This is a genomic window from Neoalteromonas arenosi (genome assembly GCF_030362855.1).
Classification (GTDB): Bacteria; Pseudomonadota; Gammaproteobacteria; order Enterobacterales; family Alteromonadaceae; genus Alteromonas_E; species Alteromonas_E arenosi.
In genome coordinates this window covers 258143-273116 of the sequence record NZ_JAUCBP010000013.1, presented here as the reverse complement: position 1 = coordinate 273116, position 14974 = coordinate 258143, and the positions used below count along the sequence as shown (strand labels likewise).

At 45.2% G+C, this 14974-nt stretch carries 10 protein-coding genes; 4 read left to right on the top strand and 6 right to left on the bottom strand.

Features of this window, described 5'->3' with window-relative positions; translation table 11 throughout:
* Nucleotides 1-140 precede the first annotated feature (140 nt).
* Both QTP81_RS16645 and QTP81_RS16640 read left to right on the top strand, forming a co-directional pair.
* Nucleotides 141-1874, top strand: coding sequence for an autotransporter assembly complex protein TamA (locus QTP81_RS16645; protein ID WP_289367068.1), 1734 nt, complete (start codon nucleotides 141-143; stop codon nucleotides 1872-1874).
* Nucleotides 1871-5527, top strand: a complete 3657-nt coding sequence (locus tag QTP81_RS16640) for a translocation/assembly module TamB domain-containing protein (protein WP_289367067.1) — start codon at nucleotides 1871-1873, stop codon at nucleotides 5525-5527. Before QTP81_RS16645 ends, QTP81_RS16640 begins: the two co-directional genes overlap by 4 nt.
* 1 nt (nucleotide 5528) lies before the next feature.
* Here QTP81_RS16640 and QTP81_RS16635 read toward each other — a convergent pair whose 3' ends face one another.
* Both QTP81_RS16635 and QTP81_RS16630 read right to left on the bottom strand, forming a co-directional pair.
* Nucleotides 5529-6116 (bottom strand): hypothetical protein, encoded by a 588-nt coding sequence (locus tag QTP81_RS16635; protein ID WP_289367065.1) that lies wholly within the window; start codon nucleotides 6114-6116, stop codon nucleotides 5529-5531.
* Nucleotides 6103-6615, bottom strand: a complete 513-nt coding sequence (locus tag QTP81_RS16630) for an RNA polymerase sigma factor (protein WP_289367064.1) — start codon at nucleotides 6613-6615, stop codon at nucleotides 6103-6105. Before QTP81_RS16630 ends, QTP81_RS16635 begins: the two co-directional genes overlap by 14 nt.
* Nucleotides 6616-6732: 117 nt before the next feature.
* Here QTP81_RS16630 and QTP81_RS16625 point away from each other — a divergent pair, with 117 nt between their 5' ends.
* Nucleotides 6733-7011: a hypothetical protein gene (locus QTP81_RS16625; protein WP_289367062.1), complete on the top strand. Its 279-nt coding sequence runs from the start codon at nucleotides 6733-6735 to the stop codon at nucleotides 7009-7011.
* Nucleotides 7012-7104: 93 nt separating this feature from the next.
* Here the strand turns inward: QTP81_RS16625 and envZ are convergent, their stop codons facing one another.
* The 4 genes from envZ to QTP81_RS16605 form a co-directional block, all read right to left on the bottom strand.
* Entirely contained in the window at nucleotides 7105-8448 is a 1344-nt protein-coding gene (gene envZ, locus QTP81_RS16620) for a two-component system sensor histidine kinase EnvZ (protein ID WP_289367061.1), read from the bottom strand.
* An 8-nt stretch (nucleotides 8449-8456) separates the two neighbouring features.
* The gene (gene ompR / locus QTP81_RS16615) at nucleotides 8457-9188 is read right to left on the bottom strand and encodes an osmolarity response regulator transcription factor OmpR (RefSeq protein WP_289367060.1); all 732 of its coding nucleotides are present in this window, start codon (nucleotides 9186-9188) and stop codon (nucleotides 8457-8459) included.
* Between the two features lie 221 nt (nucleotides 9189-9409).
* Nucleotides 9410-10852, bottom strand: coding sequence for an RNA-binding protein (locus QTP81_RS16610; RefSeq protein ID WP_289367059.1), 1443 nt, complete (start codon nucleotides 10850-10852; stop codon nucleotides 9410-9412).
* Complete coding sequence (locus QTP81_RS16605) at nucleotides 10852-11952, bottom strand: hypothetical protein (RefSeq protein WP_289367057.1); 1101 nt, start codon at nucleotides 11950-11952, stop codon at nucleotides 10852-10854. The genes QTP81_RS16610 and QTP81_RS16605 overlap by 1 nt, the downstream gene beginning before the upstream one ends.
* A gap of 216 nt (nucleotides 11953-12168) precedes the next feature.
* Here QTP81_RS16605 and QTP81_RS16600 point away from each other — a divergent pair, with 216 nt between their 5' ends.
* Nucleotides 12169-14958: an AAA family ATPase gene (locus QTP81_RS16600; protein WP_289367055.1), complete on the top strand. Its 2790-nt coding sequence runs from the start codon at nucleotides 12169-12171 to the stop codon at nucleotides 14956-14958.
* Nucleotides 14959-14974 lie beyond the last annotated feature (16 nt).

The window sequence follows — 14974 nt, the reverse complement described above, 5'->3', positions numbered from 1 at the left end:
TTCCTTAAAAATGACATTCTGGGTGCCAACCAAATAGGATATAACTACCAGCATTTGCTATTAGCAGCGCTGTTAAGTTGCACCGAGTGCAATTATAATTACCGACGGTGAAATGTCACGGTTCAATAAAGGATTTTTGTTTGCCCACCCACCGCGTAGGACCAATATTTACAATTGTTGCAATAGCATGCTTGCTTGCCTTGTTAGTGGCGGACAAGGTTTACGCGGTTGAATATAAAATTACCGGCGTTAACGACAGTAAAATCGAAAGTAACATCCGTCTGCATTTGCAAACCCTAGATATCGACACGTCGGTGCAGCCTGAGCGACTATGGCAAGACCCCATTATAAAAAAAGTTAATTTGGCTATTCAGCCATTTGGCTATTACTCAGCCGAAATGGCGGTAATAGATGATGAAGATCACGTCACAATAAACGTTTTTTTAGGCGACCCATTGACCATAACCGCGGTGATAATGGCGGTTGTTGGAGAAGGCAAGCAAGACGATTGGTTCACAGAACGGTTCAATGCGTTCCCCCTGCGCGAAGGCGATGTTTTACTGCAACATCAATACGATGCGTTTAAGTCAGACATGATCGCTACAGCCGTGTCACGTGGTTATTTTGATTTTTCTTGGGAGACAGCGCGACTCGATTTGATCCGCAGCAGCAAAGAAGCCTTTGTCATGCTTGTCGCTGATTCAGGTCCTCGTTATCGCATTGGAGAGTTACGCATCAATGGCGACGATATTGCGTTGGAAATTATTAATCGAATCAACCCACTAACCCCCGGCAAATACTATCTCGCACAGGATATAGGTGAGTTCAATCGAGTATTGAACGCGACGGGTTATTTTAACCGAGCCATTGCACGACCGCTGGTTTCTGAGGCACGTGACAACGTGGTACCTATTGAGGTTACGGTGGTGCACAAACCCCGTGATTTATTCGACATTGGCGGTGGCTTTTCAACCGATATTGGACCGCAATTTAGCGCAAAATGGGTTCGACCGTGGGTGAATTCACGCGGCCATCGTTTTTCATCAGAAATATTCGTTTCAGAGCCGGAGCAGAATTTTACTAGTAGCTATCGGATCCCAATGGCTGATGTTAACCACGATTACATCAACATACTGATGGGTTATGAACGCGTGGATGACAATAATACCCGCAGTGACAATACGAGCTTTGGTATACAACGCTTTTGGAAGCCCGCGGACTCGCGATGGCAACAGAGTATATCGCTGCGCTACCAAAATGAAACATTTACCCAGGCCGGTGAAATAACGCAAACTACGGATTTAGTGCTACCTGGCTACTCAATTAGTGGTTTTCGGTCACGCGGTGGTATTGATATCTCTTGGGGCGATCGCTCCCTTTTAAGTATTGAGGGAGGCTCCGAGGACTTACTCTCAGATATTGATATATTTCGTCTCAGCGCCAAAACTAAGTGGATCCGTACCTTTGATGAGCATCGAATCACGGTGCGCGGTGAGCTAGGCGCGCTTGCTTCATCTGATTTTGAGCAAGTACCTTCATCGTTGCGTTTCTTTGCCGGTGGTGACCAAAGTATTAGAGGCTTCGGTTATGAGAAAATTTCACCCGTCGATGAAGAGAACGAGTTGACGGGGGCGCGATATGTGGCCGTAGGTAGTATTGAATATGCTTACCCTGTTTACGACAATTGGCGTATCGCCACATTTCTCGATGCCGGAACGGCTACCAATGACTTTGACGAAGACTTAGTCTGGAGTACAGGGATTGGCGTGCATTACCTTTCTATTATTGGCCCAGTAAGGTTGTATTTGGCGCGCGGCGACAACAATGGTGATACCAGCTTCCGCATCCATTTTTCAATAGGTCCTGAGCTATGATTTGGTTGAAACGCTGCACTCTGGGCGTAATGGCCGTCTTATTAGCACTATTACTGACCTTTTGGTTAGCGGTTAGTCGTATTGGCACTCCTCTCATCCTTCATTACGCCATTGAGCAAGTGCCGGGCCTCTATGTCGAGAACATCAGCGGTGGGTTGAGTTCTAGCTTAACATTTACAGATATTCGCTTTCAGACAGAGGGGATTGATGCCTCCGTTGCCGAGCTTAAAACTGATCTGCGCTGGCGTTGTTTTTGGCAGGTCTCGGTATGCCTAGAGCATTTACATATCGACGGTATAAATGTGCAGCTTTCAGAATCTGGTATGCAATCAGAGTCTGAGTCAGACGAGCCAGAAATTATTCGTTTGCCCATCCTCATAGTCATTGAAGAGCTATTAATGACGAATACTGATGTAGAACTTGCAGACCAAACCGAAGTGCGCTTAAGTGAATTAAGTAGCAGGCTGCGCCTATATCGCAAGTTCCGCATCATAGAGCCGAAACTAAGCGAACTATATGTGGCGATACCGCCGTCAGCAGAGCCATCGGCTTCTTCGTCTTCTGCACGCGAGGCTATAGAGCTTCCAGCAATCTATATTCCCGTCGATTTAGAATTGCAAAACCTTGCCTTACAGCAAGCAACAGTCGCACAGCAAAATGTAGAAACATTACAACTCGATATCGTGGCCAAAGGACATGATATAACGGTTAATAAACTCGAACTGCACAGCGATTTCGCCAACGTTGCGCTTACGGGCGATATTAGTCTACGCGATGACTACCCGCTAAATATCGAAACTGCAGTCACTGCTGCCGTTGACCCAGCTTATAATCTGGTAGTGGATTTAGCGCTTCAACAAAGTCTGCAGTCTCTTAATGTGACTGCAAAAGTGCATCAACCCGTGAGTGCCAACCTCAAAGCAAATGTACAACCATTTATGGCTGAGCTTCCTCTGCAAGCACAGCTCAACTGGCAAGCATTTAACAATAGTTTTTTAGGTGAAAACTCACCGCAGTTTGATGTTCAGCCTGGCACCATGAATGTTATCGGTGACGTCTTTGGTTACGCGGTCAACCTCAATACTTCTGTCGGTATTGACCAATTGCCCACCCCGACCAATATTGAGTTTACGGGTTCAGTCACACCCGGCCGCGCAATTATAGATAATCTTGCGTTGGAGACGCTTTCTGGCACTGTTGTATCCCAAGGAAAAGTCCATTTTGCTGACGATCTCGAGTGGTCATTAACGACTCAACTAAACAATGTCGATATCAATATAATTGATGCTCAGCTACCCAGCGGCCTAACCGGTGAACTGGCTTACCAAGGCGTTTTTGCCAATCAACAATTAAGCTTGAACGTATCAACCTTAGCGATCGATGGTGTGCAACAGGGCTATCCTTTGCAGTTAAGTGGCAGTGCGGCTTACTCTGAGCGGGCTAAGTTTGCTGTGGGCAACTTACGCCTTGCACATGTCAATAATAGTCTTCAGGGCTTTGTGCGAGTACTACTCGAGCAACGTGTTGATGCCGATTTAATCGTGGCGTTTAGCGAGATATCAGACTCATATTCCGGCTTGAGCGGTAATTTTCGGGGCAATATTCTGGCCACCGGCAATATCGATAACCCACAAATTGAAGCCAACTTAGCAGGCTCAGACATTCAATTGCTCAGTACGGACGGCAACGGCTCTGAAGCGGTTGAGCTAGCGCAACAATTCAGCTTACAACTTGGCGGCGACGTTGAACAACCACAACTCGGCATTACCGCTGAACATTCACTGGCAAATTTAGATGCCGTGTTTAATATTGATAGGCGCACATCTATTTGGCAGATCGTACCGCAGCATATTGATCTCGTGAGTTCACAGCAACGTTTGACACTTAAAGAGCGCAGCGCAATCAGTGTAGATACGACAAACTTGGGGATTGAGACCCAGCCTATATGCTTGACTAATAGCAGTGGCGGCGATATTTGCGTTGAGAACTTTTCACACTCTACCGACCAAACGAGTTTTGCTGCCTCAGTTGCATCATTCGCAATTGATGATCTAGTTAAACTGACGCGTACTCGGCTGCCGATTTCGAGCAGAGACGCCTATCTCGACACACAAATTAACGGGAACTGGCTACCAACAGGAGGGTTTACAGCTAACGCTGTAATCGAGGTAAGTCCCGCCACATGGCGCATAGGAGGCGAAGAAAAGTTTGTTGATTTGAAGGTTGAAGTAACGCAAGGTACAGCGTCATTAAACAGCGGTCAGCTAATTACCGAGTTCACTCTTTCCGGGCCAGAAATTGGCGCGCTAGAATTACAATCTGCACTGCGATTGCATCGTCAAGCACCGACGTTTGAAAGTGAGATTACAGCGCGTAATTTCGACTTATCGCCCATTGCATTTTTAAGCAATGAAATTCACCAGCTGCAGGGGCTGATTAACGCCAACCTACAGTTACAGGGAGAGCCAACAAGCCCGGTAATTACCGGCGAACTATTTCTCCAAGACGGTATTGTGGATATTTACCGTGCTCCGGCTGTGATGTCAGACTGGAACACTAAAGTTATATTTCAAGGGCGCGAAGCTGGTTTCACCTCGCGCTTCCAGCTAGGAGATGGCACCGGTCAGATTAATGGCCAGTTAGGCTGGCAAGAACAGTTTTGGCTAACATCCTCAATCGTTGGCAATGAATTAAGCGTACAGCATCAGGATGTTAAACTCGCGCTTAGCCCAAATATGGAAATTAATTTCACGCCGCAACAAACGCAAGTCAGCGGTGAACTCACGATCCCCCGGGCGCACATAAAGATTGATACGCTGCCTGAAAATGCTATTTCGCCCTCCAGTGATGTCATCATGCGCGGTGAACCCGAGCCCACATCAGTCATCGACACCGCGCTACTCGATTTGCATGTGATAATCGACCCACAAGAATTGTCTGCAGTGAAATTAGAAGCCTTTGGTCTGGAAGCCAGTCTCACTGGTGATATTAAATTAGCCAACCAGCCTACCCTATCGGCATTCGGCGATTTGCAAATAGTGAATGGTGAATACCGCGCCTATGGCCAAGAGCTGTTAATTCGCACTGGAGAATTGCAATTCAACGGCCCACTTAGCCAGCCGTTGTTGTTTATTGAAGCGATCCGCGACCCAGAGCTCACCGAAGACGGTGTTACAGCAGGTATTCGGATTGATGGCATTGCTTCACAACCCAATATTGAATTGTTTTCCGAACCTGGATTAGACCAAGCACAAACTTTGGCATATTTGCTGTTCGGCAGTGGTTCACTGGGGGCTGATCAAGGCAGCGACCCAAATTATAATGGCTTGCTGGTCGGTTTAGGTGTGTCTAACAGCGAAGGGATCACCAGTAGTCTAGGCGAAGCATTGGGAATTGATAATTTACGCTTGCGAACTAAAGGCAGCGATGATGAAACACAGGTTACCGTCAGCGGAAAACTGTCCCAATCACTGACAGTTGAATATGGCGTTGGTATCTTCAACTCAGAGTCAGAAGTAACATTGCGCTATCAAATAATGCCCAAGTTGTTCTTAGAAGCAGTTAGCGGCTTTTATGAGTCAATCTTACTTTACTATCGCTTCAGCTCAGGTTACGTAGGTAACCAACGCGAAACTGACGAGAAAACCGATTAGTTTAGTCAACATACTGTTGTGCAACCAATTCGTCGCGCATACGCATAAATTTTTTGCGACGCCAGCTCGCCCAAAACCACAATGGAATAAAAATTAATGCTCCGATGAGAGCGCTCATCAGCGTTTTGCGTAGCCATACATCATGTGGCATATCGTCATATACGCCCAAATATAACCACAAGGCAACCAGAATTAACCAGCTTACCCAGCACGAGTGTTGAGTGATCCAAGCGATCCGAATATTGTTATTTGTCTGCTTAACCATCAAGGCTAAGTAACTCTGCGTTGACTCATTGCCGAGATGGTTAAGTAATGCATAGCGACGCAGGTATAAAAGGTAAAGGGTAAAAGCGATAGAAATAAAGATGAACACCGATATGCCATAAAGAAAAGCAGTGGAAAACTTTTCACGCATTACATAAACAAAAACAATTGCCGCTAGCACGCAAGCAATATCCAAGAACGCATAACCAAAATGTTTGATCCGCATCCATTTGAACGAGCGTTTTAGCTGCGCGGCGTTGACCTCTACGGTCTCTTGCTGCTGCCAAAGCTGCTGCAATTGTTTATCAAAATCATTGTTTTGCATGCATCTTTTCCTTTAGCTGTTGTTTAGCTCGGCTAATTAACACCCCGACATTAGACTGAGAGATACCACATATATCGGCTATTTCCTGATAACTGACACCTTCCATTGAAAGTGTTATTACCTGTCGAGACGCAACGGGTAACTGCCGCACCAAAGACACTAACAATTGCGCCTGCTGCTGTTGGGCAAGTTGCGCCTCGGCGCTAGGAGTATTTGAGGCTAATCCCAGTATCTCATCCTCACTGTTGTCCCTGGCCTGCTCGCTAGGCTCCTTCACTTCTTTATTGACATGCGTAACAGCGCGGTTATGAGCGATACGTAAGACATACGTTTTAAGGCTACTTTTTGCTTCAAAACGGGCTATTCCCTGCCACACAGCAAGACAGATCTCTTGCACCAACTCCTGTTGCTTGTCGGAGTTTGCTTCATAGGTAGCAGCGACCCGAGCAAATAAATCGCCGTAATCAGCCAACAGCTTTTCAAATTCAATTTGTGCCAATGAATACCAACCTAGTCCCTGCGAAAGCAAAAAAATTACAATTTTTTGTAAGAAAAATATCTAAGCCAAGACTACCAGTTATGCAACCTCTTTTAACAGGCGAATTTGGAGATCACTATGGAAACTTTACAAATTATATTGCTAGTCGCTGCATTGTTTGCGCTAACGTTAGGCATGTATTGGTTAGACTCTAAACACAACTGGCAACTGGTCAGCTGGTTCAATGGCAAAGCCGTAAACCCATTCACGCCTGCCCAAGAAAAAACCTTTAGTGGCAATTCAAGTAGTGCAGATGCAGCTAAAATACGAGCGCTACAAGAGCGTATAGAAGTGCTTGAAAAAATTGTGACTGAGCCTGAGTACGAACTCAATCGCAAAATCAATCAGCTGAAGTAAGGCTATTCGCCCTTGAAAGCAGCCTTAGGCTCCCTCAAACGGTTGACCTGCAACTGTGTGACATCCGCAGTTCAGGTTTTCGGTCAGCGTTAGCTAGGTTTTTGCCAGTGCAACTACCGGTAGAGTAAAGCAAACATTGAGCCCTCCTTGAGGATGGTTCGCAATGTTAATCTGGCCACCGTGCATATCAATTATGCGCTTAGTAATAGCAAGGCCAAGACCAGAGCCAGTGCTACCGTGTGCAGCTCCCCTGGCCTTATCACCGCGTACAAAGGGCGAAAATAGAGACTCAATCTCGTCATCTTTGATCCCCTGTCCGAAATCTCGGACACAACAAGTGATAAAGCGCGCTTTGCTATCAAAGTGAGTACTTATTTCTATTGCCGAGCTGCCGTATCGAAACGCATTTTCAACTAAATTATCCAGTACCCGTTTGATCGCTATCTTGCGCATTTCAGTTTCTGGGATATCTGCCAACTCGAGGGCTATTTTATGGTTCTCTTCGACATGGCGTGCTTGAACAAGGTCCTCTATAAGGTGATTGAGGTTAACCCATTCGTGTTGTTCACTGTGGTCGAGGCGCGCGTAGTCGATAAACTGATCAATGATATCGTTCATATCTTCAATATCGTGCACAATGCCTTCTTTTACCCAATCCTGCTCTTCAGGCAACATCTCTGTTGCCAACCGGATCCGAGTGAGCGGCGTGCGCAAGTCGTGGGAAATCCCAGCCGTCATTAAGGTTCGATCATCTTCTAACTGCTTAATACCTTGCGACATGCGATTAAAAGCATGCGTTACGGCCATCATCTCCGTAGTTCCACTCTCTTCGAGCGGTTTGGGGAAATGGCCACGACTCACGTCCATGGCTGCAGCTTCAAGTGCTTTCAGGGGCCGATTTACGCGTCGAACAAATAGCCAACCACCAACAACACTCAATACTCCGATAACAATCAAAAACATCGTTAGTGGTGAAAAGTCGCTGCTGGACACGCCTTGCATCGGTAATGCGATCCAGATATCCGGAGCCCGGCTGGGCTTGACCCACACCATCCATTGCTGGCGTGAATTTGGTTCGGGTCTACCCAACATGCCAATTAACACTTCTGAACGCATTTCCAAGCGCTGAGAAACCGCATTGGAAATAAACGCATAGTAAGTGGCACTCTCCAATCCGGCTTTTTGCGCCTGCTCAGGCGTGAAAAAATGTATGTCAGTTTGAGCAGTAAATTTAGCGCGCTCGTCCTGTGCTCGCAGATGAATTTCTTCCGTCAAAATAACGTTGACTTGGTCGGCGACCAACCCACTGATTTGTTGATAGCTGGGGCGCACAAAATAATAGGCGACGCCCAAATACGAAACAACCTGATTGATCAAAAGTAACACCCCAATTAGGAGCACAGTTTGACCAAAGGCGCTTTGCGGTAAAATACGCATTGATACCTTTATTTCGTGCCGGGCATTGAACCGTCAGGAACAAACACGTAACCCAACCCCCACACTGTTTGTATGTAGCGAGGATTGGTCGGGTCCTCTTCCAGCATACGGCGCAATCGTGAGACTTGCACATCAATACTGCGCTCGAGTGCACTGTAATCACGCCCTCTGGCAAGATTCATCAATTTGTCGCGCGACAGCGGTTCACGCGGATGCGTCACCAGAGATTTGAGTACCGCGAATTCACCACTGGTTAAACTGAGTGGATTGCCATCGTCAGTCATTTCCCGAGTTGCCAAATTCAACCGATACTTACCGAACTCAACAACCTGTTCGGACTGACTTGGCGCGCCGGGCGCCTCAACTGCTTTGCGGCGCAATACAGCTTTTGCCCGAGCGAGGAGCTCGCGAGGATTGAAGGGTTTTGGCAGATAGTCATCGGCACCCATTTCCAAACCAATGATTCGGTCAACCTCATCACCTTTGGCGGTCAGCATTATGATCGGAATATCGTTTTCCTTTTGACGCAAACGACGGCAGATCGACAGGCCATCTTCGCCAGGTAACATTAAATCCAACACAATCAAATGAAAATTTTCGCGCTCCAGTAGCCGATCCATTTGCTCTGCGTTGGCAGCAGAGCGCACCTGGTAGCCTTGCTCTACCAAGTAGCGCTCGAGCAAAGCGCGCAAGCGCATATCGTCATCAACGACTAATATTTTTGATGTTTCCTGACCCATAGTACAATCCACCGATAGTATTAAAATCACTATAAATCATCACGCAGCTGCAAAAAAGGGGGAAGCATCGACATGCGCCAACTGGAATGTTACAAAGCATGTCAAATGGATACCCCAAAGTTACTTTTGGGAAATGTATATGAACCATTTAACACACTTTACAACGCTGAAGCTCGATAACAGCTCTAACTTTTCCAGTTAAAAATTGTCGGTTTATATGATTAAGTGCTTCTTGTGTTTGAGGGGCCTCCACGATGGCTTATATTCCCTGAATTCTGCGGTGAACTTGTCGCAGTAATTCCCTCTTGCTTACCGCTATCTCGATCTTTAGCTTCATTGCTGTCAATTTCACTAAATACATATTCAGAGCTAACACCGGTATTACGCGTATACACCTGCCAACAACGTTCATTGTCAGAAAACTTTTTAACCAAATCAGCAAATTCCTTAAGATCTGATTCGTCCAAGAAGTATAAACGCTGAGCCATTTCGAGCCGCTCTTGCTCCATATATTCTCGAGCCTTCTTGGAATAATCATCCTCAATCTCTCTAAGCTGGCTACCTAGGTAGTCCTTAATAGATTGTTCTGTAGGGATTGAGCCCAACATCAAGGCTAAAAAGACAAAACCGTCGTTGTAATCAAATGGTTGATCACCCGTCTTCTTACGAGACAACAAAAGTCCCAAGAACAACCATGCCACATCAGCGATCTCAAACAATTTTTTGTCTGCAACCATCAATTCTTCTTGAATTATAGTGATATGATTCAGGTCTCTTTTGAAATGCTCGAACAGCGGCAGTGCTCGCAACTCCATTAGGCCGATACCAAAGTTTCTTATTCCCAGATTTAAGCCTTTAATAGCCTGTCTTACGTCAAAAAACTCCGCGTCCTCTTTGACAACCTTAGAAACATAATCACGCGTTTCTCGATTCGTAAAGAAATCATTCATCGGCAGTTCTTTACACGTGTTTTGCTGTACTTTATTTTTGTTACCAAGGCTAGAATTATCAGCAGTTGGAACTTCGCCCAAACTCGATTCGAGTACAGAGCAATAGACCGAGTCAGTGAATACTTCTTCAATCGTCCGAACTAATATTTCCAGTTTACTTTCGAGTTGCGCACTCAATTGTTCTTCACGCTTTTGCAATTCGTGAGCTGATGCTCTCTTTTCCTCCTCAGTAAGGAGCTTGGGGTTAGACGACCAGGTATTGTGCAAGTGCGGGTTAGGGTCATCCCGCTTAACGAACTCCTTTGCATATAACAAAACCGATGCACTCGCTCGCTTGGCATCCATAACAGCTAGTGTTAATCGTGAGTTTAGTTCCGACACATGTGTGACGTCAGCTTTCCAAAGGTTTATGTGTTCACGAATCGAGTCTTTTTCTTGAATAACACTTGCCACGCCGGCAATTCGAATCGCAACCAAGGCTCCTGCAAAACCTAATGCCCATCCACCCAAGGCTTCGAACAAACCAGTACTTTCTTGGGTTAAACTTGGCGACATCAGAGCGCTGGGTAAAAGATTCAAATGTACCGTCAGCCAAAACAGTATGAATGTAATTACACCAAAAAATAATGTCCATATGATTAGCTGATTTACAGAACTATTTGCTATCCTCGAGAATATATTTGAGGCTCGCTTTGATTTTGATAGATTAGCCACTAGATACCTCCTTGCTTACCGCCATCGTCTTGATGTCCTACTATCTCCTCAATTTGTTTTTTTTGCTCTGGGGTCAAACCTGACATTTTCTCCTTGATACTTTCATACCAGAGTGCTTCTTCAGCTTTTGCTTTTCTTTCATCGAACAGAGTGTTTAGTTTCTCTTGTGCAGCATTTTTGTCAGATAACAATAATGAGAATAACTCTTCATAAGTTTCTTCAGTAAAGCTCACAATAAACGATACGATACGATTGACCTGACTGGTGTGCAGCGATGCTTGTCCTAACGGAATATCAATAGAAACTTTTAGTTCGCCGTCTGAGGGATCAAGTGACATGGATAAGAATTTATAGCGAAATTGAAACCATACAATTGCGGTAGCGATTAGGCTGTACTCAACTTCATTCAAGTCAAACTTATACAAAAAGGGGGTTTCGAAACGCAATAAATCCGAGTCAGAATAATTGATAACAATACCAACATTTTGATCGCCATTTGAATCGACATACTTCTCGGTGTTAAAGCCAAATACGAAGCGTTGCCGCTTCTCATTATGTTGAAACTTATAGTTTCTTTCGGTAAAAAATCGCTTTACTACTGTATCTATTGATTCGAAACTGGGCTGTTCGGCGTCACTATTACTATTTTTCGGACTGCCGTTTTCTGACTCTTGCGCTTCTTTAACTTTGCCATAGGATTGTTGACAAACACGGTCTAAAACACCTTCTGCACTGCGTACAAATTCATCAAAATGCTCTTCGAAATCCGAATAGTTGAGTTCGGTTGCATCTAGCACCGCTGCAATACCATCAGAATCGATAATGATTACTAAGCCTGATTCGTCATCTTTCTGGCGAAAATCATCCTGTTGATTAATGCGCAGAAATTTACGCGCCATATCCGTGAAAGGACCGCCATCATACAAGTTGAAAAATAGATGTGCTTTCTCATCTTTGCCATGCAAAGCAATCGATAACGGCAACTGTTGTTCTTCTGTCTGACGGGTAATAGTAAGTGGTGATTCAGACTTGATAACCCAATCTTCGCGCTGCTCCGCTATACGTGGTAGTGATTGGCTATATTCTTGATATGAACTCATTCATGACTCCTTTCAAATGCTAAATTGATATTGATGATTCCATCCAAGCCGCTCTGCTTAAACTGCCTGCTGAAATGCGGTTGAGATTTAAATTAACGCAAAATAATCATATTATTCAAGGGATTATTCTACTTACCATAATTAAAGTGTGGCAAAGTAATAACTGGCATTAATTAGTTTTGCCAGTGTTTTTCACTTCAACATGGACGCCCAAATATGAAAACCCTGCTGCTTTTCGCTAAATATATCGCCTTACAAGAGAAGTCAGAAAAGCTTTATCGCGAACAAGTTGCTGCGGCATTCTGTTGCTTGGAGTCACTGGTCATCGACCCGGAGAAATCAACGTACAAACGACTGCAAGTTGCGCTTGAGCCGATGAGCGTCGACGTGAAAGCGCTGGCAGATAAATATCGACCGGCGCTAAGCAGTGCAGTCATTCAACAAATGGAAGAATCAGACGTTTTGCCTTTTAGTTCACAGGTAAATGAGCTGCTAACCAAACTAAAACCTATGGCAGCCGGCGATAATTGGGTCCGACATACTGATTTATTCAAAATGCCAATCGCACCAGTGGATTATCATGCTAAGGTCGCTCAGCTCGAGCAACTCAAGCAAACGTTATTATCCGAGGTCTACGGTCAAGACAGCACAATAGAACAACTAATTGATAGTTTAGTGAAAGCGTTGTGGTTACCCCGTCAAAATAGTCCACATGGGCTTTTCTTTTTTGCCGGGCCTCCTGCATCAGGGAAAACGTTTTTAGCCGAAAGACTTGCTCATCACTTGCAGCATGAATACCCGTGTAAGTCATTTGATATGACTCAGTACACAAACCCAAATGAAAGCTTTGGCCTTGTGGGCTCAAAGAAAACCTATGACGATTCTTCACCAGGCGTTTTAACAACCTTTGTTCAAGAGCATCCTAAATCGATTATTATTTTTGATGAGTTTGAGAAAGCCCATACACAAGTATTGCAGTCATTGCTACGAATGCTGTCAGCAGGCTTTATAACTGATGAATACACACAAAAAGACATCGACTTTCGGCAAACGATAATAGTGTTTACGTCAAACCTTGGAAGTGCTGTCTACAATCGCAAAGACTATCTCTCAAACATAGAGAAGCACTCTGACCAACTTCGCGCCGCCATGATCGCGCAGCTTCATACGGAAACTAAATTAGAGCGCGATAAAGAAGTGAAAGCCATCCCACCAGAATTGTTATCGCGTCTTTCACAGGGCAGCATCATGCTGTTCAAAAACATTGGTGTAACAGAGTTGCAGAAAGTCGCGAAACAGCAATTACGCATTGATCTTGAGCACTTCTCGCTGCACAGCGGTATTGAAATATCACTCCCAAACGACCAGCTGGTGCGTATATTATTAGCGACTTTTGCGCCATTCTTTGATTTGCGCGATATCAAAGCAAACATCACCGCTAAAATACTCGATCCGATAATGGACTTCGTACGCACTCATCCAGAGAAACGGCCTGATACAGTGAAAATCACACTGAATGCCGATTTTGACTCTCTTTTGGCTAGTGAAACCTGTGAAACGCAAATTCGAGCATTGAAGAATCGTAGCCTGGTATTTAGTTTCAAGCACCAGTGTTCATTCCATCAGGACGTATTGACGTTAACACTCTCCACTCCACTGACGGAACGATTAGTCAGTGTCGAAGATATTGGCGGCGCCGGCGGCATTATCTTAGAAATTCCCTCGATCGGGTTTGCCGATATTGCTGGCCACGAGAGCGTGAAGAAGCGTTTGCAAGAGACGATAAGCATAATCCAAAATCGCAGTGAGTTGGAAAAAGCCGGCGTCTCGGCTCCCAGAGGTATGCTGCTCTATGGTCCTCCAGGTACAGGTAAAACCATGCTAGCTCGAGCCTTGGCTAATGAGGCAAACTTACCGATAGCCATTTGCTCGGGAAACGATTTGTTGTCTGATAGTTTTATACGCGATCTGTTTCAACGAGTGCGCAAGTATGCACCTTGTATTTTGTTCATCGATGAAATCGACGCTTTGCCTAAACGCGGAGACTCTGGCCCCATTGCGGATGCGCTTGTAAACCGACTACTGATTGAAATTGATGGCTTTACTCAAACAACAGAGCCAATTTTCATTGTTGCGGCGACGAATCGTCCAGAAAAACTCGACGAAGCATTAATACGCTCTGGCAGATTGGATCTACATGTACAAGTGCCTTATTTGGATAAATCGGCAAGGCGCTGGTTTATAGACAAGTTCATTAAATACGAAGGCTACACTGGTGATATCGATGTCGAACTAATCACAGCTTTGACAGCCGGCTTAAGCGGCGCAGACTTAGAAAAAATCCACCGAGAAGCTGTCCTACAAGCATTGAGTACTAGTGAAAATCGTATTGATCAAGAAGCGCTGGTTGAACAAATAAATATTCTCAAATACGGCAGTAAGCGTTCTGCTGAATTTTGCCGCAAAGCACTAGCTGAAACCGCCTACCACGAAGCAGGTCACGCCGTTGTATCTAAAGTCTTAATGCCGGACCGTGAAATTGAACAGATTAGTGTGGTTCCACGCGCCCAAACGTTAGGGATGGTAACTTACAATAGCGAGCAAAAAATCGACTACACCAAGCAATTTTGGTTTGCTAGAACCTGCGTAGCACTGGCAGGTAGAGCCGCTCAGGTTAAGCAGTTTGGTGAAGATGGCCTTGATACTGGTGCGAAAAGTGACTTAAAAAACGCTATGCGGGCCGCTTGGGCTGCAATAGCAAAACATGGCATGCACTCAGAAAGCTATAACATCGATGTCACTGAACTAAAATCGCTGGCAGGAGAAAGCTTGTTTCGTGAACATACCGAAAAGCTGGTCAGACAGTGGCTAGACGATGCAACTACGAGGACTGATTCGCTGATCTCTGAGTATTGGGGACAAATCGAGGCAACAGCGAAAGCCTTATTAGAAAAAGAGGTGCTATCAGAAGCGGAATTTAAGGCTGTGTGGAACCAAAGGGAATAAATACCTTTGCGCGCTC

Coding starts and splice junctions, on each gene's coding strand:
- envZ (WP_289367061.1), bottom strand. CDS start 8,448: ATGCGTATTTTACCGCAAAGCGCCTTTGGTCAAACTGTGCTCCTAATT.
- QTP81_RS16605 (WP_289367057.1), bottom strand. CDS start 11,952: ATGAGTTCATATCAAGAATATAGCCAATCACTACCACGTATAGCGGAG.
- ompR (WP_289367060.1), bottom strand. CDS start 9,188: ATGGGTCAGGAAACATCAAAAATATTAGTCGTTGATGACGATATGCGC.
- QTP81_RS16600 (WP_289367055.1), top strand. CDS start 12,169: ATGAAAACCCTGCTGCTTTTCGCTAAATATATCGCCTTACAAGAGAAG.
- QTP81_RS16625 (WP_289367062.1), top strand. CDS start 6,733: ATGGAAACTTTACAAATTATATTGCTAGTCGCTGCATTGTTTGCGCTA.
- QTP81_RS16640 (WP_289367067.1), top strand. CDS start 1,871: ATGATTTGGTTGAAACGCTGCACTCTGGGCGTAATGGCCGTCTTATTA.
- QTP81_RS16635 (WP_289367065.1), bottom strand. CDS start 6,116: ATGCAAAACAATGATTTTGATAAACAATTGCAGCAGCTTTGGCAGCAG.